This is a genomic window from Streptosporangium sp. CA-135522 (assembly GCF_050949235.1).
Lineage (GTDB): Bacteria > Actinomycetota > Actinomycetes > Streptosporangiales > Streptosporangiaceae > Streptosporangium.
In genome coordinates this window covers 9630469-9655574 of the sequence record NZ_CP192026.1, presented here as the reverse complement: position 1 = coordinate 9655574, position 25106 = coordinate 9630469, and the positions used below count along the sequence as shown (strand labels likewise).

General features: G+C 67.2%; 26 protein-coding genes. 9 read left to right on the top strand and 17 right to left on the bottom strand.

Annotated elements, in window-relative coordinates; all coding sequences use genetic code 11:
• Window positions 1-8 precede the first annotated feature (8 nt).
• Window positions 9-545, top strand: coding sequence for a DUF3995 domain-containing protein (locus ACQPYK_RS45380; RefSeq protein WP_433246514.1), 537 nt, complete (start codon window positions 9-11; stop codon window positions 543-545).
• A gap of 158 nt (window positions 546-703) precedes the next feature.
• On the opposite strand, the gene ACQPYK_RS45375 is transcribed toward ACQPYK_RS45380, so the two are convergent.
• The 6 genes from ACQPYK_RS45375 to ACQPYK_RS45350 form a co-directional block, all read right to left on the bottom strand.
• The gene (locus tag ACQPYK_RS45375; protein ID WP_433246511.1) at window positions 704-1936 is read right to left on the bottom strand and encodes an MFS transporter; all 1233 of its coding nucleotides are present in this window, start codon (window positions 1934-1936) and stop codon (window positions 704-706) included.
• Window positions 1933-3168: a tetratricopeptide repeat protein gene (locus ACQPYK_RS45370; RefSeq protein WP_433246508.1), complete on the bottom strand. Its 1236-nt coding sequence runs from the start codon at window positions 3166-3168 to the stop codon at window positions 1933-1935. Before ACQPYK_RS45370 ends, ACQPYK_RS45375 begins: the two co-directional genes overlap by 4 nt.
• Window positions 3161-4399: an FxsB family cyclophane-forming radical SAM/SPASM peptide maturase gene (locus ACQPYK_RS45365; protein WP_433246505.1), complete on the bottom strand. Its 1239-nt coding sequence runs from the start codon at window positions 4397-4399 to the stop codon at window positions 3161-3163. Before ACQPYK_RS45365 ends, ACQPYK_RS45370 begins: the two co-directional genes overlap by 8 nt.
• Before the next feature lie 70 nt (window positions 4400-4469).
• Window positions 4470-4637 (bottom strand): hypothetical protein, encoded by a 168-nt coding sequence (locus ACQPYK_RS45360; RefSeq protein ID WP_433246502.1) that lies wholly within the window; start codon window positions 4635-4637, stop codon window positions 4470-4472.
• 244 nt (window positions 4638-4881) lie between these two features.
• Entirely contained in the window at window positions 4882-5229 is a 348-nt protein-coding gene (locus ACQPYK_RS45355; RefSeq protein ID WP_433246499.1) for a hypothetical protein, read from the bottom strand.
• 665 nt (window positions 5230-5894) lie between these two features.
• Window positions 5895-6305 carry an SgcJ/EcaC family oxidoreductase gene (locus tag ACQPYK_RS45350; protein WP_433246496.1) on the bottom strand — a complete coding sequence of 137 codons (411 nt, stop codon included), beginning with the start codon at window positions 6303-6305 and terminating at the stop codon, window positions 5895-5897.
• Between the two features lie 156 nt (window positions 6306-6461).
• On the opposite strand from ACQPYK_RS45350, the gene ACQPYK_RS45345 reads away from it, so the two are divergent.
• Entirely contained in the window at window positions 6462-7466 is a 1005-nt protein-coding gene (locus ACQPYK_RS45345) for a sigma-70 family RNA polymerase sigma factor (protein WP_433246493.1), read from the top strand.
• A gap of 240 nt (window positions 7467-7706) precedes the next feature.
• Here ACQPYK_RS45345 and ACQPYK_RS45340 read toward each other — a convergent pair whose 3' ends face one another.
• The 4 genes from ACQPYK_RS45340 to ACQPYK_RS45325 form a co-directional block, all read right to left on the bottom strand.
• Window positions 7707-8162 (bottom strand): hypothetical protein, encoded by a 456-nt coding sequence (locus ACQPYK_RS45340; RefSeq protein WP_433246490.1) that lies wholly within the window; start codon window positions 8160-8162, stop codon window positions 7707-7709.
• On the bottom strand, window positions 8159-8767 hold the full coding sequence (locus ACQPYK_RS45335; protein WP_433246487.1) for a hypothetical protein: 609 nt from the start codon (window positions 8765-8767) through the stop codon (window positions 8159-8161). Before ACQPYK_RS45335 ends, ACQPYK_RS45340 begins: the two co-directional genes overlap by 4 nt.
• 199 nt (window positions 8768-8966) lie before the next feature.
• A complete protein-coding gene (locus ACQPYK_RS45330; protein WP_433246484.1) occupies window positions 8967-9179 on the bottom strand; it encodes a DUF397 domain-containing protein in 213 nt (70 codons plus the stop codon).
• Complete coding sequence (locus ACQPYK_RS45325; protein ID WP_433246481.1) at window positions 9167-10003, bottom strand: helix-turn-helix domain-containing protein; 837 nt, start codon at window positions 10001-10003, stop codon at window positions 9167-9169. Before ACQPYK_RS45325 ends, ACQPYK_RS45330 begins: the two co-directional genes overlap by 13 nt.
• 231 nt (window positions 10004-10234) lie before the next feature.
• On the opposite strand from ACQPYK_RS45325, the gene ACQPYK_RS45320 reads away from it, so the two are divergent.
• The gene (locus ACQPYK_RS45320) at window positions 10235-10714 is read left to right on the top strand and encodes an ATP-binding protein (protein ID WP_433246478.1); all 480 of its coding nucleotides are present in this window, start codon (window positions 10235-10237) and stop codon (window positions 10712-10714) included.
• Window positions 10715-10902: 188 nt separating this feature from the next.
• Here the strand turns inward: ACQPYK_RS45320 and ACQPYK_RS45315 are convergent, their stop codons facing one another.
• Both ACQPYK_RS45315 and ACQPYK_RS45310 read right to left on the bottom strand, forming a co-directional pair.
• On the bottom strand, window positions 10903-12015 hold the full coding sequence (locus ACQPYK_RS45315; protein WP_433246475.1) for an ABC transporter substrate-binding protein: 1113 nt from the start codon (window positions 12013-12015) through the stop codon (window positions 10903-10905).
• Window positions 12016-12161: 146 nt separating this feature from the next.
• A complete protein-coding gene (locus ACQPYK_RS45310; protein ID WP_433259104.1) occupies window positions 12162-12896 on the bottom strand; it encodes a helix-turn-helix domain-containing protein in 735 nt (244 codons plus the stop codon).
• Window positions 12897-13118: 222 nt separating this feature from the next.
• Between ACQPYK_RS45310 and ACQPYK_RS45305 the strand changes: the two genes are divergently transcribed.
• Both ACQPYK_RS45305 and ACQPYK_RS45300 read left to right on the top strand, forming a co-directional pair.
• A complete protein-coding gene (locus tag ACQPYK_RS45305) occupies window positions 13119-13790 on the top strand; it encodes a DUF4097 family beta strand repeat-containing protein (protein ID WP_433246472.1) in 672 nt (223 codons plus the stop codon).
• A gap of 95 nt (window positions 13791-13885) precedes the next feature.
• Complete coding sequence (locus ACQPYK_RS45300) at window positions 13886-15016, top strand: serine hydrolase domain-containing protein (protein WP_433246469.1); 1131 nt, start codon at window positions 13886-13888, stop codon at window positions 15014-15016.
• On the opposite strand, the gene ACQPYK_RS45295 is transcribed toward ACQPYK_RS45300, so the two are convergent.
• From ACQPYK_RS45295 to tdh, 5 genes are all read right to left on the bottom strand, one after another.
• Window positions 14917-16083, bottom strand: coding sequence for a hypothetical protein (locus ACQPYK_RS45295; RefSeq protein WP_433246466.1), 1167 nt, complete (start codon window positions 16081-16083; stop codon window positions 14917-14919). The genes ACQPYK_RS45300 and ACQPYK_RS45295 overlap by 100 nt on opposite strands.
• 6 nt (window positions 16084-16089) lie before the next feature.
• On the bottom strand, window positions 16090-16374 hold the full coding sequence (locus tag ACQPYK_RS45290) for a hypothetical protein (RefSeq protein ID WP_433246464.1): 285 nt from the start codon (window positions 16372-16374) through the stop codon (window positions 16090-16092).
• A 237-nt stretch (window positions 16375-16611) separates the two neighbouring features.
• Entirely contained in the window at window positions 16612-17523 is a 912-nt protein-coding gene (locus ACQPYK_RS45285; RefSeq protein ID WP_433246461.1) for a LysR family transcriptional regulator, read from the bottom strand.
• 96 nt (window positions 17524-17619) lie between these two features.
• Window positions 17620-18792 (bottom strand): glycine C-acetyltransferase, encoded by a 1173-nt coding sequence (locus ACQPYK_RS45280; protein WP_433259103.1) that lies wholly within the window; start codon window positions 18790-18792, stop codon window positions 17620-17622.
• A complete protein-coding gene (tdh, locus tag ACQPYK_RS45275) occupies window positions 18792-19820 on the bottom strand; it encodes an L-threonine 3-dehydrogenase (RefSeq protein ID WP_433246458.1) in 1029 nt (342 codons plus the stop codon). Before tdh ends, ACQPYK_RS45280 begins: the two co-directional genes overlap by 1 nt.
• Before the next feature lie 574 nt (window positions 19821-20394).
• Here tdh and ACQPYK_RS45270 point away from each other — a divergent pair.
• From ACQPYK_RS45270 to ACQPYK_RS45255, 4 genes are read left to right on the top strand one after another with little or no spacing between them, the layout of a single operon-like run.
• Complete coding sequence (locus ACQPYK_RS45270; protein ID WP_433246455.1) at window positions 20395-21297, top strand: ABC transporter permease; 903 nt, start codon at window positions 20395-20397, stop codon at window positions 21295-21297.
• Window positions 21294-22196, top strand: coding sequence for a carbohydrate ABC transporter permease (locus ACQPYK_RS45265; RefSeq protein WP_433246452.1), 903 nt, complete (start codon window positions 21294-21296; stop codon window positions 22194-22196). The genes ACQPYK_RS45270 and ACQPYK_RS45265 overlap by 4 nt, the downstream gene beginning before the upstream one ends.
• Before the next feature lie 27 nt (window positions 22197-22223).
• Complete coding sequence (locus ACQPYK_RS45260) at window positions 22224-23852, top strand: hypothetical protein (RefSeq protein ID WP_433246449.1); 1629 nt, start codon at window positions 22224-22226, stop codon at window positions 23850-23852.
• A gap of 42 nt (window positions 23853-23894) precedes the next feature.
• A complete protein-coding gene (locus tag ACQPYK_RS45255; protein WP_433246446.1) occupies window positions 23895-25064 on the top strand; it encodes a Gfo/Idh/MocA family protein in 1170 nt (389 codons plus the stop codon).
• Window positions 25065-25106 lie beyond the last annotated feature (42 nt).

The window sequence follows — 25106 nt, the reverse complement described above, 5'->3', positions numbered from 1 at the left end:
TCCACGGTGTGACGGTGATCACACCGTGGAACCCGGGGGCCGGACCGCTCCTCCTGGAGGGCATGAAGCAACAGACGAGAGTGCGCGCGGGCGTCGCCGTGGCGGCGGTCCTGGGCGCCGACGCCCTCATCCACCTCTACTGGTCGACCGGTGCGACCTGGCCCGCTCAGGGTGCCCGGGAGGTGTCCCTGGCGGTGCTCGACTTCGAGGTGCCGTTCACGCCGCGGGTGCTGCTGCCCCTGGTCGCCCTGCTCTGCGCAGGGGCGCTGGTGATGCTCGCGAGCGTGGACCGCCTCGGCGGGCTCGGCCGCCGGATCCCCGGCCGGGTGCTGAGACTGGGCACCTCCGCCATCGCCGCCGCGACCCTGCTGCGCGGGCTGCTGGGCGTGGTGTGGGCACTGGGGTACGGCACGCAGACCTGGACGCCGTTCTACTGGCTCAACCTGCTGCTCTACACCCCGCTCTGCCTGATGCTGTTCGCCGCCACGCGGGCCGCCGCGGGAGCCGGCGCCGCGAAGGCCGCCGCGAGCCCGCGACCTTCCTAACCCGCGGCTCTCCTCGCCTGCGACCTTCCTACAGGGTGACGGCAACGCGGAACACGATCGACCAGGGTGACGGCAACGCGGAACACGATCGACGCTGACCGGCCGGACGGCGTGCTCCACGCGCGCCAGGCGGGTGGGCGCGTCCCACTAGTCGTGACTCAGACGGTGGATTCGGCCAGGAAGGCCGACGGCCGGCGGATGGCGGGAACGGTGGTGGCCCAGACGGTGAGGAGGAGCATTCCCGCGAACAGGATTCGCACGGTGACGTCGACGCCCAGGTGTTCCGTGAGGAATCCACCGCAGACGGGCCCCACCGCGTTGCCGACGAACATGGACATGAGTATGACGCTGGACACCCGGCCCAGCATGTGCTCAGGGGCCTGCTGAACCAGATATGTATTCATGGCCACATTCCCCACCGAGCCGACGAACCCGCTGAGCAACAGGGTTCCCATCATCGGAAGGACGTCGACGCCCAGGAGCGGAAGGGCGAGCGCGCCGGTCCAGATCCACATTTGCGCGAGGACCAGCGAGAAGCCGAAGCGCCGGAAGAGCGGGGCCGCGACGAGTCCGCCGAGCACCCCTCCGATTCCCGGTGCCGAGAGCGTCACGCCGACCAGGAACGGCGACACCCCGTTCTGCTGGGCACTCGCCACGAAGGTGAGGATGAGAGCGTGCACGAGAATGCCCACCCCCACCGACATCACGATGTCGGCTCGTAGGAACGGGTTGCGCCCCACCCAGCCGAGCCCCTCGAGCATCTCCTGCAGGATGTGTCGTCGCTCGTGAGCCGGCCGCCTGGTGGTCACCCGCATCGAGACGAGCGTTCCAAGCGAGACGGCGAATGAGAGCGCGTCGACGACGAAGGGGACAGCCCGCCCAAGGCTGAAAAGGAAGCCGCCCAGCGACCGGCCCAGCAGCATGGCGGAATGGGTGCGGGTTTCGTTGCTCGCTATGGCGCCCGCGACCTGGTCGGTGGGCACGACCGACGGGACGGAGATCCGCTCGGCCAGGCGGTAGAAAACGCCCAGGGTTCCCTCGACGAAGGCAACGGTGATGATGAGGGCGATGCCCGGAGTCCCGAAGATCAGGGAGATGACAAGAGTGCAAACGGCCAGTCCTCGTCCGAGCTCGGCCAGCACCATCACTCTCCGCCAGTCCCACCGGTCGACCAGAGGGCCCGCCGGAGGGTAGAGCAGAAGATCGGGGAGCACCCCTGCGAACGCGACCCATCCCGCTTGCACGGGCGACCCGGTCAGCGCCAGAACGAGCAGGGGGAGCGCGATGCTGGAAGCCCGGCTGCCGAGGATGGAGACCGCGGACCCGATCCAGAGGAGGACGAAGTTTCTGTTCCGCCATAAGGCAGGGGGCTTCTCGTCGCCGAGCCTCATTTCGGCAGGCTCTTCAGCCGTTCATCCACCATGTCGACCGTGGGATCGACACGTTGGGACAGCAGGTAGTGATCACGAGCGAGATCCGGCTTCCCGAGCTGTTCGTAGACCCAGCCCAGGTAGAAGGCGGCCTCGGCGACCGCGAGGCCTCCCAACGGGAGCATGCGCTCGAACGCGTACAGCGCCTCGTCGACGCGCCCCGCCGCGACAAGAGCCCGCCCGCGCAGGTTCCACGTTCTGCGGTCGTGCGGGTTGAGCTCGACCAACCGGTCCGTCGCCGCTACGGCCAGCTCTACCTGGCCGAAGATGAGGAGAGTCTTCCCCAGAGTCTCGTACAGGGGCGTGGCGTGATCCTCCCAGGCCACGAGGCGCAACGTCCCATGAGAAGGTCGTCCGAGGACGAGACACTCCTCGGCGCGGTCGAGCGTGGCGAGCGTGGCCTTGGTGTCTGACTTCAGGAAAGGGAGGTAGGCCACCGCGCGCAGCCAGGTGTGCTCGGCCAGGAATGTGGCCGGTTCCGAGTCGTCGAGGGACGCCAGCGCCGCTTTGCCCAACTCCGCCGCTCGGTGTGCCTGCGGCGTATCGGTTCCCCTCTTGCCGTTGCGCACCACGATGAAGTTGGCCAGCATGAGACGCGCGTACGCGTCGATCCTCTCGTCCGCCGCCGCGTCCAGCGCCAGCTGCTCAAGCCGGGGCGAGTCATAGTGAAATTTGAAGAGGACCGACATCTCCTCGCGGGCGAACCGGGGACTGAAGCGATAGGCGTCGAGATCCGTCACGGACATGCCGAGGATCTCAGCTGCTCTCTTCGGATATCCCAGACGGAGCATCAGGTCGCAGGCAGCCCGCAATTCGGGAGGCGTGAGGGAGTCTCTGCCGCGGCACACTTGATCGACCTGGGACCACAGGCCGGACGCCAGGTCGGCGGGCATGTCCCCGAATTCCTCGGCGAAGGCGTCGGGACGGTTCCAACTGGCCGCGGTGAGAATCCGCAAAGCGTCGGGGGGCCGGGTGTTGAAGACCGGCAGCGCGGCGGCGGTTCCCTCCACCAGATGCCTGGCGATGGCATGCGTACTGATCGCGACGGTGTCGGACAGCGGCTGCGGATCCGCGAGGCCGACGTGCACGGGACATGCGGCGGGCCGGTCTGCGGACAACAGCGCGCGTATGCGCCGGGCGAACGGCTTCGTTCCCCCCGGATACTGGTATCTGGGAATGAGAAGTTCAGACATCAGACGTTTCCCCGTCCGGAAGAAGCTCTCGTCGCATGTCCCGCCGAACGTGCGTGATCAGCCGCAGCAGATCGGCGCAATATACCGACGGGTTGAGGAATCCTGAGCCGCTGCGATATCTGTGCGTATAGAGTCCGCCACCGCACGTGTCTCTGACGGAGCATGCCTGGCACGTCTCGCTGAGGCCCGAGACTCCTATCTGCCTGGCCGTCACCGCCGGGTGGGCCAGGGCCGTGTCGAAGCTGTGCTCAAAGACATTCAGCCCGGTCTCGGGGGCCCCGGGGAACGCCGACTTCAGCGAGTCGACCTGCTGGAGGCTGCCGTCGGTGTCGATGACGATGAGCCGGATCGGTGACAGCCCCATGGATTCCACGGTGCTGGGACCGCCCAGCAGCATCCTGAAGAGGTTCTGAAAGACCCGCACCTTCGCCTTCTGCGGATTCTTTCGCCAGTGCTCGTATATCTGGATCAGCCAGTCCGCGTACGGCGCGGGACTGGAACCACTCTCGGCACGTGGGGGAGGGGTCGTCCAGTTCGCGTGCGGAAGCATGAAGTCGATGATCGGCGGAGAGAACGCGGCCAAAGCCTCGTAGCACTCTATCGGGTCGTTTCTCAGGTCGATGGCGCAGAGGACTCCGCCGAAGGACGGCCGGAACCGGTCGGAGCCGAGAAGCTCCATCGCGCGTGCCACGTCCGAATAGCTGCCCCGGCCGTTGCGGTATTTACGGCTGCGATCGTTCGCCTCCATGCCGCCGTCCAGGCTCACCCCGATGCGAACGTCGTTGGCGAGCAGCATGTCGAGCATTCGCTCGTCGAGAAGCAGGCCGTTCGTCTGCATTTTGAACTGCACCGCGGCCCTGTCTCCGACGGCGCCGCGCACGGTGTGCACGAAACGGTCGATCATGTCGGCGCCGGCGAGCAGGGGTTCGCCTCCGTGAAGGACGACGTCAACATCGCGCAGGTCGTGTGCATCGACGTGCTCGGAAAGACGCCTGGCGAGTGCCTTGACGGTCTCGTTGGCCATCACCACCGGCCGCCCACGCCACGACTGGTCCGCCATTTCGTACATATAGCAGTACGTGCATGCCAGATTGCAGCGCTCATGAATTTTGGCGATGAACAGATTGAATGGCAGCGGTTGCCATCCTCCGGCGCGTAGCGCCGCTACATCCAGACCGCTCTCCGGCCATTCCTTGCGATTTAACTCGGTAATCTGAATTAATTCTGACATGCTTTATCCTTGCCACTAATAACAGTATCCCTCTCCCTGGTGACAGGTTGAGGGATACTGCGATCAAGCCTTAGATGCCAGAATTAAAGGTGGTGTCTCCCACGCAACCGACGAAACCTGCCGCCAGCTGCTCCAACTCGTCGGCGAAAGGGGTGCCGAGCAATTGCCTGGCGCCATTCGCCGTCTTCATGCTGCTCTTGATCTGGGAAATCTCCGAGGGATTCATGAACACCTCCACGGTTGGTCCTGTATGGACCTCGCCTTCCCCTATCTGGGGATGCTCGGCGAGCGTATGTTTCGATGATCAAGCCTGTCAATAGGGTCTTCGATCTTGAAGAAGGGGCTTGGACGTGGTCTGATGGGTGCGGTCCCGTGGCTCCGCGACGTGGATGCCGGCGACGTGGGGTCGGGCTTCCGGGCCGCGACCAGCATGGTCGCTCGCAGTTGACAGGACTGTTCATTCCGTTATTGGAACGCCTTCTTCATTGGTTGCTCCGGCGTCCGATCAATTCAATTCCCGCCTTGGCGAGATCGATTTTCTCTTCCTTTATTCGAGAGCAGGAGATTGCGATGCGCTGCCTCCCTTGATATTCCGCAATCGTGTTTCCTGGCCGCTCTCCAGCGATCTCGCCGGACCCGTGGGGGCAGTTTTCCGGATTCGTCTGCCGAAGATCGGTGAGATGCGTCGACGGCGGTGGTCTGAATGAAGGAATGCCGGCTCGCCGGGTGATCGCGGCGGTGGCGGTCATGAAGAGCGCTTTGACGACCGGTTCCGTGGTCCGGCGTTCACGGATGGACTGTCCGGCGATTCGCGGTGAATGGTCGTCCACGACGGCCGCGCGATAGGGCCGTCCTCCTTCGGAGGGGTGCCCGGTGGCGTCGGCCGGTCCGGGCCGGTCGGGTGCCTGGAGAGTCGGGTGCCTGGAGATGAGGGGCACCGGAGCAGGCCCTCCCCGGCCACGGCGTCAGCCAAGCCGCGACGGCCTCGTCGCAGGTGGGCACCCTGCGGTCCGGCCTCGCGCATCAGATGTCCGACGCGCTTTCGGCCCACGTCCGGCTTCAGGCCGAGCATCGGCTCCGTGTGTGCCGGGGACAAGTCGTAACCGCCGCGGAATTCGCCATGGATCTTTCCGAATGATCTTTACGAGGTCGGTATCGGTCTGCTCCGGCGGCGAGGTGGGCCGGCCGAGCCAATCGTGATATCTCGACCGGAACACCCCTGATGCTCAGCGGTCCACCGCGATGGGGACGTCATCGCCGGCGAGTTCGTGGACCGGCGAGCATGCTATTTCGGTAAATCGTTCTAACGGATGAGGCAGACCGTCACGCGTTTCAAGATCTCTTTCTCCCGCGTCGGTTGCCTGTTGTCGCGCTGTAGGTCGGCGGGCTCTCGTTTCTCCCCGGCCGTCAGTCGTTCCGAGGCGCCGTCCTTTTCGTCGGCCTGGGCCGACCGAGACTCGGCGCCGCGGGGAGACGGCGAAGGTCACCGGACGGGTCAGGCGGGGCAGTTGTGGTATGCGGCGAGGAGCCACTTGTCCTTCTGCTTGGTGAGCACCCAGGTCGCGACGACCCATCGGTCGGCGGGGGCTTCGGTCTCACCGGCCATGAGGACGGCGCTGCGGCTGACCACCACCGCCGCGCCGTCGTTCAGGAAGCGGACGTTCTGCACCTCGTCCAGGACCCGGGAGCCCTTGAGCGGGCCGGCGAAGGCGGCGGCCATGCGGTCACGGATCATGTCCCGGTTCTCCCGGTAGGAGCCGGGCAGGATGGAGGTCGCGTCCGCGACGCAGGACGCGACGAAAGCGTCCGCGTCGTTGTCCACCCAGGCCGTGTAGACGTCGTCGAGCACCGCGAGGACGGCGCTGTCGTCGGCGGTCGGAGCGGTCATGAGGTCGTTGCTCGTCATGGTTTTTCCTCTTCTGTGATGTCCTGTGATGGCATGACGCGAGCCGGTGGTTCGGCTCGCTGGTACATACCGAGCGGCCCGGCCGGACTCATCGCCGCCGCCGCGATGACTTTCGATCCGCCGGCCGGTATGTACCGACGAGGATTGGGAGCGATCGTGGTGGAGGACATGGTGGTGACACCGACCAGCGAGGACTTCGCCATCCGGACCGATCCGTTCCGGCGGGAGCTGCTGGCGCACTGCTACCGGCTGCTCGGTTCGGTCCACGACGCGGAGGACCTGCTTCAGGAGACCCTGCTGCGCGCCTGGCGGGCCTACGACCGTTTCGACGAGAGCCGCGCCTCGCTCCGCACCTGGCTGTACCGGATCGCGACCAACGCCTGCCTGACCGCGCTGGAACAGCGCAGCCGCAGGCCACTGCCCTCCGGCCTCGGCGCCTCTCCGAGCTCCGACCCCGAACAGCCGCTGATCCGCGGGGAGGAGGTGCCATGGCTGCAGCCCTTCCCGGACGCCATGCTCGGCGCCGACCACGGCGATCCCGCCGCCGTCCTGGCCTCCCGGGGAACCCTGCGACTGGCCTTCATCGCCGCCATGCAGTTCCTGCCCGCCCGGCAGCGCGCGGTCCTGGTGCTGCGTGACGTCCTCGACTGGCCGGCCGCGGAGGTCGCCGAAGCGTTGGACACCACCTCGGCCGCCGTGAACAGCGCCCTGCAGCGCGCGCGGGCCCGGCTCAGCGAGGTGGGCCTTGACGAGGACCAGATCGACGAACCGGCCGATCCGAGCCACCGCGCCCTCATCGACCGGTATGTCACCGCGTTCGAGAACGCCGACCTCGCCACGCTGGAGCGACTGCTGACCGACGACGCCGTCCTGGAGATGCCGCCCTTCCTCAACTGGTACGTCGGCCGCGAGGCCTATGTGCGCTTCATCGCCCGGATCTTCACCCTGCGCGGCACCGATTGGCGCATGCGGCCGGTCCGGGCCAACGGCCAGCCGGCGGTGGCGGCCTACGTCCGGGGCCGGGACGGCACGTACGGCCTCCATACCCTCCAGGTCTTCACCGTCACCGGCTCAGGCGTCAGCCGCACCACGGTCTTCCAGGACCCCGCCCTCTTCACGACCTTCGCGCTTCCCACCCGCCTTACATCCGACGCGGTGTGACACCCGGCTCCCGCCGCGGGTGGCGAGAGTGAAACAGGAGAAGCCCTCCGGACGCGTGGCCGAGGGCTTCCCAAGGGCATTCACATAGTTGTCGTGGGGTCAGTCGAACTCGCCGTTCTTCACACCGCCGACGAAGGCGGCCATTTCCCTTCACCCTGACCCGGTTCGTCGGTTGGCGTCGACGTCGGCTGGGTGCCGCATCTCAGCGAAGGGGAGATCGTCTCGCGTGTCCTGGTCACTTCAGAACAGGCCGAGGTGGTTGAGGAGTTTGTTTGCGGCGTCGATGAGCGAGCGTGCGGCAGTTATGGCGCGGTCCGCTTCGGCTGTTTCGACGACTTCATCGGGGAACTCTGGATATTCGAGTTCGTTGCGCCTGCGGCGCATGGTGCCGTACGGCTCGAACGTGGAACCGAACTGCCGGATCACCGCCTGCTGGACGGCATAGTGACCTCCGGAGGTGGTGGCGCGTAGTCCTTGCTGCGCCAGCAGACCGGCGCAGGCGAAGCGTGCCGCGTCATAGGCGAGGGTGTAGGCGGAGTTCGCGTCGCTGGCTTTGAGCTCCTCGGCGCTGGCGAGAGTGGTGGTTGCCTTTTCCAGCCACCCGGTGCCGTCGGCGGCCTCCCCCCGGACGCGCTGGAGTTCGCCGGAGGTCAGCATCCGTTCGATGTCGGCCTCGCCGCGTGTCCAGCGCGTCATGGGGTGAGCTTCTCCGATCGTGTTTGGATGTCAGCGGTCAGGTCGATCACGGGGGCCGACTTGATCTGCCGGATGAGGGCATCGGCTGCCGCGTCCCAGCGGCGCGCGGAGGCGAGGACGGGGTTGACCGGCATGCCGATGCGTTCCTGAGCGCGGTCCGCGGCGGCGTAGAGGGCAGCCCGGTCGACCTCGCCGACGACAAGTATGTCGATGTCGTGGGGGACGGGTCCTGGGTTTCCCGAATGGCGGGCGGCCCAGGAGCCGAAGATGAGCAGGCGCTCGATACCGGGGATGCCGGTGAACTCCTCGCTGAGGGCCGCACGAGGTCCATACATGTAGCTCAGGATCTCGGTCAGGGGCTGGATCAACGGATGGTCGGGATTGGCGTGCAAGACGCGGGAGCGTCCGACCTCGGTCACGGTGATGAGCTGTGCTTCGGTGAGGCGGTGGATCTCGGGGTGCAGGGTCGAGGGAGCCACATGGAGATCTCTGGCAAGCGAGGCGAGAGTCCAGGTCCGCTGAGGTCGCAGGTAAATGGCGGCGAGCACTTCCGCCTGGGTCTGGGTCCTGAAGATGGGAACGACGGGCGCGACGACGCTTCGCATAAGCCGAAGATATCTTCCGTTATATCGAATATCAACGCTCTGTTACGGGGGTAGCGCAGAGGAAGGACTGTCGGGGTCTGGCCTGTTCCGCCGACGCGGACAGAGGTGACCTCTCGAAGGGCATGGGGAAGCCCTCCGGGCGGGTGGCCGGAGGGCTTCTCGGGTGGACGTTCGGGTGAACGCCGTGGGTGTCGTGGGGTCAGTCGAACTCGCCGTTCTTCACGCCGCCGACGAAGGCGTCCCACTCTCCGGGGGTGAAGACCAGCGTGGGGCCGCCACGGTCCTTGCTGTCGCGTACGGCCCGGCGGCCGCCGGACAGGTCGGCGACCTCGACGCAGTTGCTGCCGTCGTCGCCGGAGAGAGTGGACTTACGCCACTGAGCGTTGTGGATTTCCTGGGTCACGTCGTCCATTTCCGCATCGTCTCCTTGATCATGTCGAGTGACTGGCGCCGGGACAGGGCGTCCACCCGGATCAGGTCATGTCTGAATGCTAGACCTTCCACCTCTTCAACCCGCTCGCTTACCCGATCTCCCGTGCTCTGTGAATCGATGTAGGCCACGGGGGGCGCGTTTCTCGGCATGTCCGCGACGACGAAGCCGCCCAGCAGACCAACTACATTGCACGCCTCGTGAGGAAGCACCTGGATCGAGATCGACCGGCTTTCCCCGACCTCAAGAAGGTGCTCGAACTGGCCTTTCATCACTTCCGCACCGGCGATGGGCCGGTGGAGAACACCCTCGTCCAGGATGACCCAGAGCATCGGGGGCGTCGGCCGCCGGAGAATGCCCTGCCGATCCATGCGGGCTATGACGTTTTCTTCCGCTTGCTCGGCGGTGACGCCGGGGCTGTGGCTCAGAATGGCGCGCGCGTAGTCCTCGGTCTGGAGGAGGCCGGGCACCATCAGCGGCTCCCACATGCGCAGTGCCTCCGCCTCGCGCTCGAACTCCAGCCAGGGCCGGAACCAGCGGGGGAGCTGATCCGCCGTGCGGTTCAGGCGGTCCAGCAGATCCACGAGCGTCGTGCCCAGGCCGAGAACGCCGTCCATCTTGCAGGCCAGTTCCCGGTTGGGCGCCCGGTGGCCGTTCTCCAGCATGCTCAACTGGCTGACGGAGAGGTGGATGGCCGTGCAGAGCTTTCTTTGGGTAAATCCCGACATAAGCCGGAATTTACGTAGTTCGATACCGAATTGGATGCGAGTGGACGTATATGGATCTGGTTCCGGGGGGACGTTCATTTTCCGGCTCCTCTCACCGATTCGCGCCGTGCACAGTCCATTGTCCTGGGAGTTCGCCCGGCCGCGCGAGAGGGTTCACAGGACTGTGAACACATTGCGAATACGGTTCACCGCCCCGATCTCCGCGTTTTTGCGACCGTATGAATGCCGCGCCGAAATGACGGCGGCGCCTCGGCCGACGGCCCGAGCGAGACGGAAATCCGGCCGGATTCGGCCGGGGGAGGCGAAACGATGAATCCGGAGACTCTCAAAGAGATATGTCTGCCCGGCGATCCCGGATCGGCCTCACGGGCGCGGGAAGAAGTCCGTGAATGGCTCGGGGAGGAGCACCCCGCCTACGAGACCGTACGGCTGGTCGTCTCCGAGCTGGTGACCAACGCCGTCCGGCACGCCCGGCCGGGGGTCGGCCCCGCCGCCGTCGACCCGCTGGTCCTGCGGCTGGTGGCGTACGGCGGGCTGCTGCGCGTCGAGGTCATGGACGCGGGCCTGACCATCGAGGAGCCCCGGGTCTGTGCGGACCCGGCGTGCCTCCTGACGGAGGGCGGACGAGGCCTGGCGATCGTCAGCGAGCTCTCCGGCGGGAACTGGGGCTACCGCTCGCACGAGCGCCGCCCCGGCCGGACCGTGTGGTGCGAGCTCCGGGCGGACCCGTCACCCTCTGGCGAGCCCTTCCCTGAAGTATCCGCCGCCCTGTCCTCCCTCGGGTCGTGACTCATGCTCTCCCTCCGGTGCTGGGTGGCATCGCCGTCCACATACCTTCAACGGGTTCGGCCTTCCCAGACGCCGGTACGGCGAGCGGGGGCACGGACCTGATCCGGCCCCGGTACCGGTGAACTCGCCTGTTCAACTGTCGCGAGTCATCGGCAACGTGGAGCTCGACGGTGACCGTCCGTGCTCTCTCAGCCGGCGTGAAGGATTCGAAAGCGATCGGGTTCCTCTGGATCTCGATCGACGACCTGGATCGGCGCCCAAGCCCATTGCCAAACGTTGATGCCCGGCGTGCGGGAGAACCGGATCTGCCCGCGGGTGCCTTCGACTGCAACGCGCGGCCAGGATTCGGCGGTGCGTGCCCGGTCCGTGCCGTGAGAACGCAGCACGTCGGCGAGGACGGTGACCGTGTCGTAGCCCTCGAAGGCGACGAAGGAGGGCGCTTCGGCCAGCCGCTCGCGGAGGGCCGTCTCGACTCGTGCACCGAGTGGGCTGAGGCGCTCGGGCAGGTAGCGCAAGAATGGGATCGCGGCGCTGTCGTCGCCCAGCAACCTCGCCCATTCGGCGAACTCCGGTTGCCCGGCCGGAGCACCGATCATGATCTCGGTGAGGCGCTGGTCGCGGCGGACAGCCTTGACGATCGACACTGCCGGCTCCGGGTGGCCGACCAGAAGAAGGAGGGCTGTCGCGCGATTGTCGACGAGTTCGTCGCACACGGCCGTGGGGGCGAGCGCGCGCATGTCGAGTTCGATGACGGTGCCGCCGCGTGGAGCGAGGTGGTCCCGCAGAATGCGGGCCCCAGATGACCAGTAGACACTCGACTCGGCTGCTACGGCGATTCGGCTGTGGCCCGCGCTGAGGAGGAAGTCCGCGTAGACCTGCCAGCCGTGGGACTGCGCCGGGGCGAGGCGCGCGACCCATTCCGTTGGCTGTTCGGTGAGCGCGTCGAGAACCGCTGACGAGCAGAGGAACGGCAGGCCGAGGGCATCGGCCCTGGCGGCGGCGGCGCGAGCGACGACGCTGTGATACTCCCCCGCCAAGGCGGCCACGCCCAGGCGAGCCAATTCATCTACGGCCGCCGCGGCCCTCTGTGGATCAGCCGCGGTGTCTCGGACCACCAGCTCGAGTGGTCTTCCGACGATCCCACCGGTGTCGTTGACTTCGCGAACGGCCAGCTCGAGTCCAGCGAGCAAGTGCTGGCCGGCCCCGACCCAGCCAGGCCGAGTCAGCGGAACGAGAGCGCCGATCTGGACGGATGATCCGTCAGTCCGCTCCGCTCCAGGTGGCGATGGTGGCGTATTCATCCGCTGGCGTCTCCCTTGTGATGATTCGGTCGCAGTATGCCCGGAGCGCAGAGTGGCGATGGCCTCGGTACCGGTGAGATCGCCTGGTCGACTGTCACGAGTGTCGACAACGTCAGGTTCAATGATCAACGTCCGTTGAACGTGGCTCAGGTGGTGCTGTCCGAGGTCGTTTCGGGTTTCGTGTGGAGGATCTCGCGGGCCTGCTCCGCGGCGCGGGCGATGCTCTCGGAGACGAAGTCGACGAAGCGGGCGATGTTCTCCAGTCGGGTGGCGGCCGGGGTGCCGGGGCCGAGGATGCTGACGCCCTGTCGTGCGGTTTCGCCGAGGTGGGCGGTGGCGCGGGCGCTGGCCATCGTTGACTGGTACATGACGTCGTCGTCGACGACGTAGCGCTCGCGGCGGCGTTCGTCGCGTTCCCGGCGGATAAGGCCCTGGCTCTCGAGGAACGCGACCGCTTTGGAGACGGACGCCGGGCTGACCTGGAGGCGCTGGACGAGTTCGGAGGCGGTGAGGCCGCCCGTGTCGGTGGTGTAGAGGCTGACCAGCGCCCGGGCCGTCATCTTGGGCAGGCCCGATTGCATGAAGACGGTGGCGAACACCTCCTCGTACTCGCGCACCGCCTCGGCGTCGCGTCCGTGGGCCTGCGGGGGCGCCTCCGACCCCCGGGGCGCGGCCCGCCTGCGGCGGTGGGTGCGGTGTTCGGTGGCGCGGTGGGCCAGGTCGGCGCGGTAGGCGGTGGGGCCGCCGTTGCGCATCACCTCACGCGTGATCGTCGAGGTGGGGCGGTCGAGGCGTCTGGCGATCTCGGCGTAGGCGAGGCCGTCGGCCAGCCCCAACGCGATCTGCTGACGGTCCTGCTGGGTGAGCCTGCCTCCCGGCATCGCGGTCTCCTTCATGGTCCGTGGTATCTCCACCCTAGCGTTCATCCCCGATTCATTGCAACGAACAGAGCGGGAATTGTTGCATTGAATTCAATACCAATGCAACGATTTCTCGGCTCCCACCAGCAAAAATGGCGATTATATGCAACGAGCACGTTGCCAAAATCTTGAGTGCAACGTAGCTTTTCCATCATCAGAAACAACGAACCACAGGAGCGCACCATGCAGAAGTTCGACACCCCCACCCCGGTGACCGCCATCCTCGACATCCCCGCCGGACACATCCGACTCATCGCCGCCGACCGAACCGACACCACGGTCGAGATCCTGCCCGCCAACACCGCCAAGAGCCGCGACGTCCAGACCGCCGAACAGACCACCGTCACCTACACCGACGGCATCCTGCGCATCCACACCCCCCAGCCCAAAAACCAGCTCCTCGGCCCCTCCGGATCCATCGAGGTGACCATCCAGCTGCCCGCCGGCTCCCACATCGAGGCAAAAGCGGCCAGCGCCGAATTCCGCGGCGTCGGACGACTCGGCGACGTCACCCTCGACGGCGCACACGGCTCGATCAAGCTCGACGAGACCGAAAGCGCCCACCTGACCCTCCAGGCCGGCGACATCACGGTCGGCCGCCTGGGCGGCCCCGCACAGATCAACACCCAAAAGGGCGACCTCCGCATCACCGAGGCCGTACGCGGCACGGTCGTGCTGCGCACCGAGGCCGGTCAGATCGCGATCGGCGCCGCCCGCGGCGTCTCCGCCTCCCTGGACGCCGGCACCTCCTACGGCCGCATCCACAACGCGCTCAACAACACCGACGGCGCCGCCGCCGCCCTGACCATCCACGCGACCACCGCCTACGGCGACATCACCGCCCGCAGCCTCTAGCCCACAGCCCACAGCCCACAGCCCACCCCCACGGCGACACCACCGCCCACAGCCTCTAGACACCACCGCCCACAGCCTCTGAAGGAGCACCCACCATGACCAACACCACCGACAACAGCGTGGCCATGCCGAAGCCCGCTACCGGGCAGGACCGCCCGGAACTACAGCAGGCCATCCAGGCGTTCGTCGATGCCGGTTTCGCCGGGGTGCAGCTGCGCGTGCGCGATGAGCGGGGGGAGTGGGTCGGCAGCGCCGGGGTGCGCGAGCTCGGCCAGACCGCCAAGCCGCCGACGAACGGGCACTTCCGGATCGGCAGCTCCACCAAGCCCTTCGTCGCGACCATGGTGCTGCAACTGGTGGCCGAGGGCAAGATCGGACTGGACAGCCCGGCGGACGACTACCTGCCCGAGTTCGGCCTGGGCCGGCGGATCACCGTGCGGATGCTGCTGCAACACACCAGCGGGGTGTTCAACTTCACCGGCGAGTACTACGACGACGGGACGGTCGCACCGGGGATCGTCTGGCAGGGCCAGGAATGGGTGGACAACCGGTTCAAGACCTACCAGCCGCAGGAGCTGGTACGGCTGGCGCTGTCCAAGCCGGCGCGGTTCGAGCCGGGCGCGGACTGGAGCTACGCCAACACCAACTACGTGCTGGCCAGGCTGCTGATCGAGCAGGTCACCGGCCACTCGTTCGCCGAGGAGCTGCAGCGGCTGATCCTGGGGCCGCTCGGGATGTCGGACACCGTGGCGCCGGGCACCTCGACGGAGATCTCCGAGCCGCACGCCCACAGCTACTACCGGTACGAGGAGGACGGTCAGGAGACGACGGTCGACGTCACTCGCCAGAACCCCTCCTGGGTCTCCGCCGGCGGCGACATGATCTCCACCACCCAGGACCTGGCCACGTTCTTCTCCGCGCTGATGGGCGGCAAGCTCCTGCCGGCCGAGCTGCTGGCCGAGATGCGCGAGCCGCACCCGAAGGTCGGCTACGGCCTGGGGGTGTTCGTGCAGGACCTGGGCCCGGACGGCGGCACCATCTTCCACCACAACGGCGGCATCGCGGGCTCCGGGGCGCTGATGTACAGCACGCCCGACGGCAAGAAGACCCTGACCGCCTCGGTGACCTATGTGGACGACGCAGCGATGTCCCTGGCAGCGGCGTTCCCGAAGGTGCTGGAGGGGCTCGTCAACGAGGTCTTCCACGGCGGGCAGGCCGAGGGCTGACGGGGTCGAGCCGGCTCAACAGCGTGGGCCGCCTCCCGCAACCCATCCCGCCCCAGGGCGGCGTACCCCGACACCGCGTCGGCGTACGCCGCCCCGTCGGCGTTCTCGGCCATGTGCGAGTTCTGCGAGAGTCCCGGAACGTGATCCGTGAACGGTGAACGGCCCGGTGAACGTTGGTGGTCACCCACAGGCAAGGGCCGGAAGGGCAGGCTTAAACCGGAGCCCGGCGCAGGGCCGTAGCGGCGTCCTGGAGGGCGTCCAGCAGGGGTGGCGCTCCGCACCATCGCCATGCCCGCCTCCTCAGGACTCCTCAAGGAGCTCGGCGGCGGCTTGGGATCCATGATGTTGGACCAGGCCTGCTCGGCAGGGAGAAGATGGCGCTCGGGCAGTGCGTACTCGGGGAACCATCCGTCCACTCCGCAGCCGGGAACCCGACTCAGGATCATCGCGGTCAGGTTCGCCGGGACCGAGCCGGTGATCCGGATCGCCGCGTAGGTCTCGTTACCGTCGTCGGCGCGGATCTGGATACCGAGGCGGAAGCCCGGGAAGTCGATGGCGTGCTCGTGGCCGTCGCGCAGGGAACCGCGTGCGAGGTCACGGACTGTGGAGTTGAGCCGGAGAACGAACCGGGTGGCCGCCTCGAGCCGGTAGCGGTCATGGTCGTCGCGGTTGGGCAGGAGATGCCCGCTGTAGGTGCCAGTGGTCAGAGGTTGATCGCGTTCGGCGTTGTAGCGGGCGCGGGCAGCCTTCGCGCTGCTCTCCAGGGCGGTGTAGAAGTCATCGCCGGAGCCGTCCTCACGGATGCCCGCCGCGACCAGCCACGTCCGGACCTCGGCGTCGGGTTCGTCGGCCCAGACGGCTCCGCGCCAGCGCCGCACCTTCACCTTGAACAACACCACGTCATCGATGGCACGGATGCGCTCGTGCGGAGTTCCCGGATCGGCGAACTGCTCGGAGGCCTTATCGAGCAGGGGATGACTGATCGTCTCCAGAGGGACTTGGGCGGAGGGGATGGGCAGTTCCAGGTCGTCGCGCAGGACACGGAGCGTAGGACGGACGCGGTGCACGGGATGTCATTCCTCCCAGTCGCCGGTGCCGCCGAGCTCGTTGATGCGTTCGGACGTCAGGCCGGTGAGCAGGGAGACGCTGGAGCTCAGGGAGCCATCCAGGACCTTCATCGATTCGATCATCCCGCGCCGGATGTGCTCGCGTTGCTGTTCCAGGTAGACGCGGACGGCGGCGGCGACCAGGTCCTTCTTGGTCATCCCCAGGAAATGAGCGCCCTGGGAGATCAGCTCGTCGGTCGCGGGGTCGACTTTCAGTGGTGACTGCCGCTTGGCCTGCTGGGGCATCGTCATGGCATCCTCCTGAGCCCATAGTACCTAGGTACCTCATACAGGAAGTAGTGAATCGCCTGTGGGTGCTGGAAACTCGACTAATGATCTTGAAAGGCCGGTGTACGACAACTCGAAGATCAGATGGCGGCGCTGCCTGTGAAGCTCTGACGAGTCGCTCGCCCTCCCGGTAGAGCACCAGATTTTCGTGGTGGTTGCTCCAGGTGTCGTCACAAGAACCTGGAAGCGGGCGGCGCGGCTTCAAACCGGGGCCCGGCGCAGGGCCGTAGCGGCGTCCTGGAGGGCGTCCAGCAGGGGGAGAAGCAGGGGGTGGCGCTCCGCGCCACGCCGTACGGCGGCGAAGACCCGCCGCTGCGGGCCGGCGACCGGGCGGACCACCACACCGGACAGGTCGGCCGCGCGCAGCGCCAGGCGTGGGACCATCGCCACACCCGCCCCGGCGGCGGCCAGGGCGACCACCGCGCTGAAGTCGTCGGAGGAGTGCGCGAACTCGGGGGCGAAACCCGCGTGCTCGCAGGCCAGGGCGATCACGTCGTGACAGGGGTTGCCCGGGTAGGGGCCGATCCACGTCTCGCCCGCCAGGTCCGCGACCGTCACCTCGTTTTCGGCGAGGGCGTGGTCGTGGGGGAGCACCACGTCGAACGGCTCGGAGTAGAGGGGAATGCGCGACAGGCGCCGGTCGTCCTCCGCCGGGGCGCCGCGATACTCCACGGCCACGGCCACGTCCACCGCGCCGTCCAGGACCATGGTGAGGCTCTGGTCGCCCTCGGCGTCGAGGACCCGCACCCGGATGCCGGGCTCCTTGTCCCGGAGCGCGCCCACCGCCGGCGCCACGACCAGCCCGATCGCGGTGGCGAAGGAGGCCGCCGTCACCTCGCCCGCCGTACCCGTCGTGTAGGCGGCGATGTCGGCCTCGGCCCGCTCCAGCTGGGCGAGCACCTCGTTGGTGTGGCCGAGCAGGATCTTGCCGACGGAGGTCAGGCGCACGCCCCGGCCGTCGCGTTCCAGCAGCCGGTGACCCACCTCGTTCTCCAGGGCGACGAGCTGCTGGGAGACGGCGGAGGGGGTCAGGTGGAGCGCGGCGGCGGCGGCGGTGACCGTCCGGTGGTCGGCCACCGCGCGCAGGGTCCTGAGCCGCCGCGTGTCTATCACCCGTACATTCTCGCCGAGGTCACTTCCTGGCCGAACCGGAGGTCACTCCGGCCGCGGTCACGTGCGGGCCGAGCCGGAGGTCACCTCGGCGAAAGGTCACTTGCGGGCCGCGACGAAGGCGTCCACCGCCCGGTCAACGTCGTCGGTGGAGTGGGCCGCCGAGAGCTGGACCCGGATCCGGGCCTTGCCGTGCGGGACCACGGGGTAGGAGAAGCCGATCACGTAGATGCCCTGCTCCAGCAGGCGATCGGCCATCGCGCCGGCCTCGGCGGCGTCGCCGATCATCACCGGGGCGATGGGGTGGTCACCGGGCAGGACGTCGAACCCGGCCTCGGTCATCCTGGTGCGGAACCGCTCGGTGTTGGCGCGCAGCCGCTCGCGGGCCTCATTGGAGCCGCTGATCAGGTCGAGGATGCGCAGCGAGGCTGCGGCGATCACCGGGGCGAGCGAGTTGGAGAACAGGTAGGGGCGTGAGCGCTGGCGCAGCAGCTCGCAGATCTCCTTGCGGGCCGCCACGTAACCGCCGCTGGCCCCGCCGAGCGCCTTGCCCAGGGTGCCGGTGATGATGTCGACCCGGTCCATCACCCCGTGCAGCTCGGGAGTGCCCCGGCCGTTCGGGCCGACGAAGCCGACGGCGTGCGAGTCGTCCACCATGACCATGGCGTCGTATCGCTCGGCCAGGTCGCAGATCTCCCGCAGCGGCGCGACGTAGCCGTCCATCGAGAAGACGCCGTCGGTGACGATCAGCCTGCGCCGGGCGTCGGCGGACTCCTTGAGCCTGGCCTCCAGCTCGGTCATGTCGCGGTTGGCGTAGCGCAGGCGGCGGGCCTTGGACAGCCGGATGCCGTCGATGATGCTCGCGTGGTTGAGCGCGTCGGAGATCACCGCGTCGCTGTCGTCGAGCAGCGTCTCGAACACCCCGCCGTTGGCGTCGAAACACGAGCTGTACAGGACCGTGTCCTCCTGGCCGAGGAAGTCCGACAGCCGTGTCTCCAGCTCCTTGTGCACCTCCTGGGTGCCGCAGATGAAGCGCACGGACGCCATGCCGAAGCCCCAGCGGTCCAGGGCCTCCTTGGCGGCGGCCACCACCTCGGGGTGGTCGGCCAGCCCGAGGTAGTTGTTGGCGCAGAAGTTGAGCACCTCGCCGCCTCCGGCGACGGCGATGTCGGCGCGCTGCGGGGTGGTGATGACCCGCTCGGGCTTGAGCAGCCCGGCGGAGGCGATCTCGTCGAGGGTGGCGCGCAGGTCGTCGCGGACGTTGTCGAACATCAGGCGGTCCAATCCAAGATGATCTTGCCGGTCTTGCCGCCGGCGGCGGTGTCGAAGGCCGCGTCGAAGTCGCGGTAGGAGAAGCGGTCGGTGATGACGGGAGAGAGGTCGAGGCCCTTCTCCAGGAGCACGGACATGGCGTACCACGTCTCGTACATCTCCCGGCCGTAGATGCCCTTGATGGTGATCATCGAGGTCACGATCGTCGCGAAGTCGACCGCGAACTCCTCGGCGGGCAGCCCGAGCATGGCGATCTTCCCGCCGTGCGTCATGTTCGCGATCATCTCGCGGAGCGCCTGCGGGTGCCCGGACATCTCCAGGCCCACGTCGAAGCCCTCACGCATGCCGAGCTGGTGCAGGCCGTCGGCGACGGACCGCTCGGCGACGTTCAGCGCCAGGGTGACCCCGAGCTTGTCCGCGATGGCCAGCCGCTCGGGGCTGACGTCGGTGATGACCACGTTGCGGGCGCCCACGTGCGTGGCCACGGCGGCGGCCATCAGCCCGATCGGCCCGGCGCCGGTGATCAGCACGTCCTCGCCGACCATCGGGAACGCCAGGGCGGTGTGTACGGCGTTGCCGAACGGATCGAAGATCGCCGCGACGTCCGGGTCCACCGGCACGCGGTGCACCCAGACGTTGGAGGCCGGAAGCGTCACGTACTCGGCGAAGGCGCCGTCCCGGTTGACGCCCAGCCCGACCGTGTTGCGGCACAGGTGCCGCCGACCGGCCATGCAGTTGCGGCACTTGCCGCACACGAGATGACCCTCGCCGCTGACCAGGTCACCGACCGCGATGTCCTCCACGCCGGGAGCCACCTCGACGACCTCGCCGCAGAACTCGTGCCCGACGATCAGCGGCGTCCGCAGGGTCTGCCGCGCCCACGCGTCGAAACTCCGGATGTGCAGGTCGGTTCCGCAGATCCCGGTCCGCAGCACCTTGATCAGGACTTCTCCGGCCCCGACGACCGGCTCCGGCACGTCCGTCAACCACAGGCCTGGCTCGGCCTTCTCCTTGACCAGCGCTTTCATCACAGATCCCCCCTCAGCTTCGACCTTACGCACTGTGCCCGGTCGGTTCCGAAGGTGTCCATCGCGGTTTTCTTAAGCCCGTTCCCAGTTCCGCTTCACGATGATTACGCAAGCAAGTTGGTTAAGTAAGGTGACCGGGTCGCGTGATCTTGGTCTGGTCGCATGGTCCCGGGGAAGCGCCCGGCCGTGGAATCGTCGCCTCCAGCCCGGCGGCGAGCCGGTTGTCCGGGGCGCGATCGGGCTCGCGTTCGACCATGCCGACCGGACGCTCTTTACCTCAGAGAGTTGCATAAATTGAGCCGGGCTCACGCTCCAGCCAGGCCGCCTCGGTAGCGGGGCAAAGCATGCCAAATAGGCCGTTTGTCTGATATAACGGTTCAGTCGCGGGCCGATCGCCGGCCGGTATCGAATCAGCCTTCCTGCTCGATCCTGCTCTATTTACGCTAGTTCATTCCATAAATGAGCGCTAGCCTCCCACTCACTCGGACAGGGAGGTTGAATCGTGGCGTCATCCACGGCGTCTCCGACGCTTGAGACTCCAGCGGAGTCGCGCCCCACGCAGGGGCCCCGCCACATGAGCCTGTGGGGCCGTTTGTGGCGGGATCGCACCCTGCTGCTGCTCTGCCTGCCAGGCGTGCTCTACTTCGTGCTCTTCTTCTACGTTCCGCTGGCCGGCAACGTGATCGCGTTCAAGGACTACGCGCCCTTCCTCGGCATCGGCGAGAGCCCGTGGGTAGGCCTGGAGAACTTCACCGTGCTGCTGTCGGAGCCGGAGTTCTGGACGGCGGTCGGCAACACCCTGCAGATCACCGCGCTTCAGCTGCTGCTCTTCTTCCCGGCCCCGATCGCGCTGGCGCTGCTGCTCAACTCGATCGTCGGCCACCACCTCAGGCGGTTCGTGCAGACCGTCGTCTACCTGCCGCACTTCCTGTCCTGGGTCGTCGTGGTCGCGATGTTCCAGCAGGTCATCGGGGGCGCGGGCACGGTCACCAGCTTCCTCGTCGAGCACAACGTGAACATCGGCAACCTGATGTCCAACCCGGACACCTTCAAGCTGCTGGTGACGGCCCAGTCCATCTGGAAGGACACGGGCTGGGGCACGATCATCTTCCTGGCCGCGATCACCTCGATCGACGCCTCACAGTACGAGGCGGCCGCGATCGACGGGGCCGACTGGAAACGCCGCCTCTGGCACGTCACGCTGCCCGGCATCCGCCCGGTGATCCTCATGCTGCTGATCCTGCGGCTGGGCGACATCCTCTCGGTCGGCTTCGAGCAGATGATCCTGCAGCGGCAGGCCGTCGGCGTCGACGTGTCCGAGGTGATCGACACCTACGTCTACTACCACGGCGTCATCGACGGGAAGTGGGGCGTCAGCACCGCCGCCGGGCTGATGAAGGGCGTACTCGGCGCGGGGCTGATCTACGCGGCGAACAAGCTCGCCCACCGCTTCGGAGAGCAGGGAATCTACCGATGAGCATGCTCAGCGCGGGAATCCGCCCGCCGTGGATGGAGCGGCCGACGCCGCTGGGCCGTACGGCGAAGTTCGTCGTGCTGGCCGCGGTCGTGCTGGTCGTGCTCTACCCGTTCGGCCTGGCCGTCGGGACCAGCCTGACCGGGCACGAGGAGAGCATCGCCAACGGCGGCTCCTACGTGCTCTTCCCCGAGCATCCCACGCTGGACGCCTACCGGGCCGTGCTCTCGGGTGGCGCCGTCTCGCACGCCGTGCTCGTCAGCGTCGCCGTCACGCTCGCGGGAACCCTGCTGAGCCTGATCTGCACGGTCTTCCTCGGCTACGGCCTGTCCCGCAAGGACCTGGTCGGCGGCAAGCCGATCCTGTTCATGGTGCTCGGCACCTTCCTCTTCGCGCCCGGCATGATTCCCAGCTACCTGACGGTCAAGGAGCTCGGGCTGCTGGACACCTACGCCGCGCTGATCGTGCCCGTCCTGGTCAACACGTTCAACGTGATCGTGGTGCGCGCGTTCTTCCAGGGGCTGCCGGACGAACTGTTCGACGCGGCCAGGATCGACGGCGCGAGCGAGTGGCGCATCCTGTTCAGGATCGCGATCCCGTTGTCCAAGGCGGTCATCGCCGTGGTCGGGCTCTTCTACGCGGTCAGCTACTGGAACACCTTCTTCAACGCGATCCTCTATCTCAACGACTCCACGATGTACCCCATCCAGGTGATCCTGCGGCAGTACATCTTCATGGGCGGCGGACCGGCCGCCAGCGAGCAGCTCATCAGCCGCAACGTGCCCGCGTCGTCCATCCAGATGGCGGTCCTGCTGATCGCGATGATCCCGATCCTCGCCGTCTACCCGTTCCTGCAGAAGTACTTCGTCAAGGGTGTCCTCACCGGCGCCATCAAGGGCTGAACCCCTCACCCCCCAGGAGAATCGATCATGTCTGCAAGCATGTCCCGCCGCGGTTTTCTCAGTCTCGCGATCGCCGGTGTCACGGCCGCCGGTCTCGCCGCCTGCTCGGGGCAGGTCGGCGGCGCGGCCGGAGTGAAGAAGGGTGGCGCGGAGCTGTCGGCCAAGCTCAAGCTGCCGACCTACGTCCCGGCCAAGGTGCCGACCCCCGACCTGCCGGGCAGCGCCCAGGGCATCGACCCCGCCTACCTGAAGTACCCGAAGGAACTGGTCAAGTCCGTCGCCGCGCCTCCCGGCGACGGCAGCAAGATCACCGCGCTGACCGAGACCTTCAATACCCCGGCCCCGCCGATGGCGCAGAACGCCTACTGGCAGGAGCTCAACAAGCGCCTCGGCTCCGAGTTCGACATGACGATCGTCGTGGACGACTACCCGGCCAAGTTCAACGCCGTGATCGCCAGCGACGACATTCCCGACCTGGTCTGGTTCCCGCCGAACCAGGGCCTGCAGCGTGTCCCGGAGCTGCTGGAGGCCAAGTTCCACGACCTCACGCCCCATCTGTCGGGCGACGCCGTGAAGAAGTACCCGAACCTGGCCAACATTCCGGAGTACGCCTGGAAGACGGCCGTGATGAACGGCAAGATCGTCGGTGTCGCGGTCGCCTACGGCATCTTCGGCCAGGTCTTCCTGACCAACACCGACTTCTGGCAGCCGGTCGGCGGCACCGCCTTCACCAGCGCCGACGACTTCCTGGCGAAGGCCAAGACGCTGCTGGACGCCAAGCGGAAGAAGTACGTCCTAGAGCCCGCGTACACGAACATGCTGCACATGTTCAGCCACTGGTACGGCGCGCCCAACACCTGGAGGCTGGAGGGCGGCAAGCTCGTCCACCAGATGGAGACCGCCGAGTACCAGGCCGCGATCGAGTTCACCAAGAAGGTCTACGACGCCGGGCTGTTCTGGCCCGACCCGAAGCTCACCACCACCCCCGAGAAGGTGGCCAACGGCAGCATCGGCGCCTACGTGCAGTCCTTCCCCGGCTTCATCCTCGACGCCAAGACCGTGAAGTTCCCGCTCGGCGTCATCAAGCCGTTCGCGGCCACCCCGGGCTCCAAGCCGGTCTTCAACGCCGGATACGGCTCGGTCGGCTTCACCGCGATCAACAAGAAGGCCGATCCGAAGCGCGTGGAGATGCTGCTCAACGTGATGAACTACCTCGCCGCGCCGTTCGGCACCGAGGAGGCCCAGTTCATCAACTTCGGCGTCGAGGGCACCCACTTCACCAAGACGGCCGACGGCGACATCGCCTTCACCCCTAAGGGCGAGGCCGAAGCCCCCACCACCTGGCAGCCGGTCTCCTTCCTGGTCAACTCGCCCGAGTACATCTACATCCCGAGCAAGCCCGACGCCGGAAAGCTCATCCACGAGTTCGAGACCACCGTCATGCCGATCATGCAGCCCCGGATCACCGTCGGCCACTTCTCCGACACCTTCACCGCCAAGGGCGCCGAGCTGACCACCATGCTCAGCGACGGGCTCGACGACGTCATCACCGGGCGCAAGCCGATGTCCTTCGTGAAGACCCTGACCGAGGACTGGAAGAAGAAGGGCGGCGACGCGATGCGCGCCGAGTACGAGGCGTCCCTGGCCAAGGGCTGACCCCACCGTTCAGCACCGCCGTACCACACGAAAGGAAAGCACGTGGAAGACCTGCGCATCGGAGTCATCGGCCTCGGTCTCCGGATCAACCTCGCCCTGTCGGCCCACCGGCCGGGCAAGGGGTCGGTCGTGACCGCGGTCTGCGACGCCGACCCGGCGGTCCTCGACAAGCAGGCGAAGAGGTTCGAGGCGAAGCTCGTGACCGAGGACTACCGGGAGTTGCTCGACTCGCCGGAGATCGACGCGGTCATCGTGATGACGCCCGACGACACCCACGAGCGCATCGCGATCGACTGCCTCCAGGCCGGCAAGGCCGTCTACCTGGAGAAGCCCATGCACATCACGGTGGAGGGCTGCGACAACATCCTGCGCACCGCGTACGAGACCGGAACCCGGCTCTACGTGGGGCACAACATGCGGCACATGGGCGTCGTCAGGCTGATGCGCGACATCATCGTCAAGGGTGTCATCGGCGAGCCGAAGACCGTCTGGGTCCGCCACTTCGTGTCGTACGGCGGTGACTACTACTTCAAGGACTGGCACGCCGAGCGCGGCCGCACCACCGGGCTGCTGCTGCAGAAGGCGGCCCACGACATCGACGTCGTGCACTGGCTCGCCGGGGGCTACACCACCCGGGTCAACGCCCTGGGCGACCTGATGCTCTACGGCGACCTGCCGCGTCGTGAGCCGGGCACGCCGCGCCCCGACGGCTGGTTGCACGAGTTCGAGTGGCCGCCCACCACCAGGAAGAACCTCAACCACCACATCGACGTCGAAGACGTCTCGGTGATGAACATGCGCCTGGACAACGGCGTCATCGCCGCATACCAGCAGTGCCACTTCTCGCCCGACTACGTGCGCAACTACACGGTCATCGGCACCGAGGGCCGCCTGGAGAACTTCGGCGACGGTCCCGGCGACACGGTCAAGGTCTGGAACACCGGGCCGACCGGCTACCGGGACGACTGCGACATCGCCTACAAGATCCCGGACGCCGAGGGCGGTCACGGTGGCGCCGACCCGGGGATTCTGGGTGAGTTCTGCAGGTTCGTCCGCGACGGTGGGGTCACCGACACCTCGCCGGTGGCGGCCCGGATGAGCGTGGCGGCCGGATACATGGCGACGATGTCGCTGCGCGACGGCGGCACGCCGTACGACATCCCGCCGCTCGACCCCGAGCTGATCGCCTACTTCGACCGCGGGCAGAGGTGATCGTCTCGATCTCCGGCCCGGTCCCGATCTCCGGCCCGGTCC

Bases quoted from the DNA above. Each gene is read 5' to 3' on its own strand.
- ACQPYK_RS45265 (WP_433246452.1), top strand. From the start codon at position 21,294: ATGAGCATGCTCAGCGCGGGAATCCGCCCGCCGTGGATGGAGCGGCCG.
- ACQPYK_RS45270 (WP_433246455.1), top strand. From the start codon at position 20,395: ATGAGCCTGTGGGGCCGTTTGTGGCGGGATCGCACCCTGCTGCTGCTC.
- ACQPYK_RS45330 (WP_433246484.1), bottom strand. From the start codon at position 9,179: ATGGACGACGTGACCCAGGAAATCCACAACGCTCAGTGGCGTAAGTCC.
- ACQPYK_RS45320 (WP_433246478.1), top strand. From the start codon at position 10,235: ATGAATCCGGAGACTCTCAAAGAGATATGTCTGCCCGGCGATCCCGGA.
- ACQPYK_RS45365 (WP_433246505.1), bottom strand. From the start codon at position 4,399: ATGTCAGAATTAATTCAGATTACCGAGTTAAATCGCAAGGAATGGCCG.
- ACQPYK_RS45300 (WP_433246469.1), top strand. From the start codon at position 13,886: ATGACCAACACCACCGACAACAGCGTGGCCATGCCGAAGCCCGCTACC.
- ACQPYK_RS45315 (WP_433246475.1), bottom strand. From the start codon at position 12,015: ATGAATACGCCACCATCGCCACCTGGAGCGGAGCGGACTGACGGATCA.
- ACQPYK_RS45305 (WP_433246472.1), top strand. From the start codon at position 13,119: ATGCAGAAGTTCGACACCCCCACCCCGGTGACCGCCATCCTCGACATC.
- ACQPYK_RS45325 (WP_433246481.1), bottom strand. From the start codon at position 10,003: ATGAACGTCCCCCCGGAACCAGATCCATATACGTCCACTCGCATCCAA.
- ACQPYK_RS45375 (WP_433246511.1), bottom strand. From the start codon at position 1,936: ATGAGGCTCGGCGACGAGAAGCCCCCTGCCTTATGGCGGAACAGAAAC.
- ACQPYK_RS45260 (WP_433246449.1), top strand. From the start codon at position 22,224: ATGTCTGCAAGCATGTCCCGCCGCGGTTTTCTCAGTCTCGCGATCGCC.
- ACQPYK_RS45340 (WP_433246490.1), bottom strand. From the start codon at position 8,162: ATGACGCGCTGGACACGCGGCGAGGCCGACATCGAACGGATGCTGACC.
- tdh (WP_433246458.1), bottom strand. From the start codon at position 19,820: ATGAAAGCGCTGGTCAAGGAGAAGGCCGAGCCAGGCCTGTGGTTGACG.
- ACQPYK_RS45280 (WP_433259103.1), bottom strand. From the start codon at position 18,792: ATGTTCGACAACGTCCGCGACGACCTGCGCGCCACCCTCGACGAGATC.
- ACQPYK_RS45350 (WP_433246496.1), bottom strand. From the start codon at position 6,305: ATGACGAGCAACGACCTCATGACCGCTCCGACCGCCGACGACAGCGCC.
- ACQPYK_RS45370 (WP_433246508.1), bottom strand. From the start codon at position 3,168: ATGTCTGAACTTCTCATTCCCAGATACCAGTATCCGGGGGGAACGAAG.
- ACQPYK_RS45335 (WP_433246487.1), bottom strand. From the start codon at position 8,767: ATGCGAAGCGTCGTCGCGCCCGTCGTTCCCATCTTCAGGACCCAGACC.
- ACQPYK_RS45290 (WP_433246464.1), bottom strand. From the start codon at position 16,374: ATGACGATGCCCCAGCAGGCCAAGCGGCAGTCACCACTGAAAGTCGAC.
- ACQPYK_RS45310 (WP_433259104.1), bottom strand. From the start codon at position 12,896: ATGCCGGGAGGCAGGCTCACCCAGCAGGACCGTCAGCAGATCGCGTTG.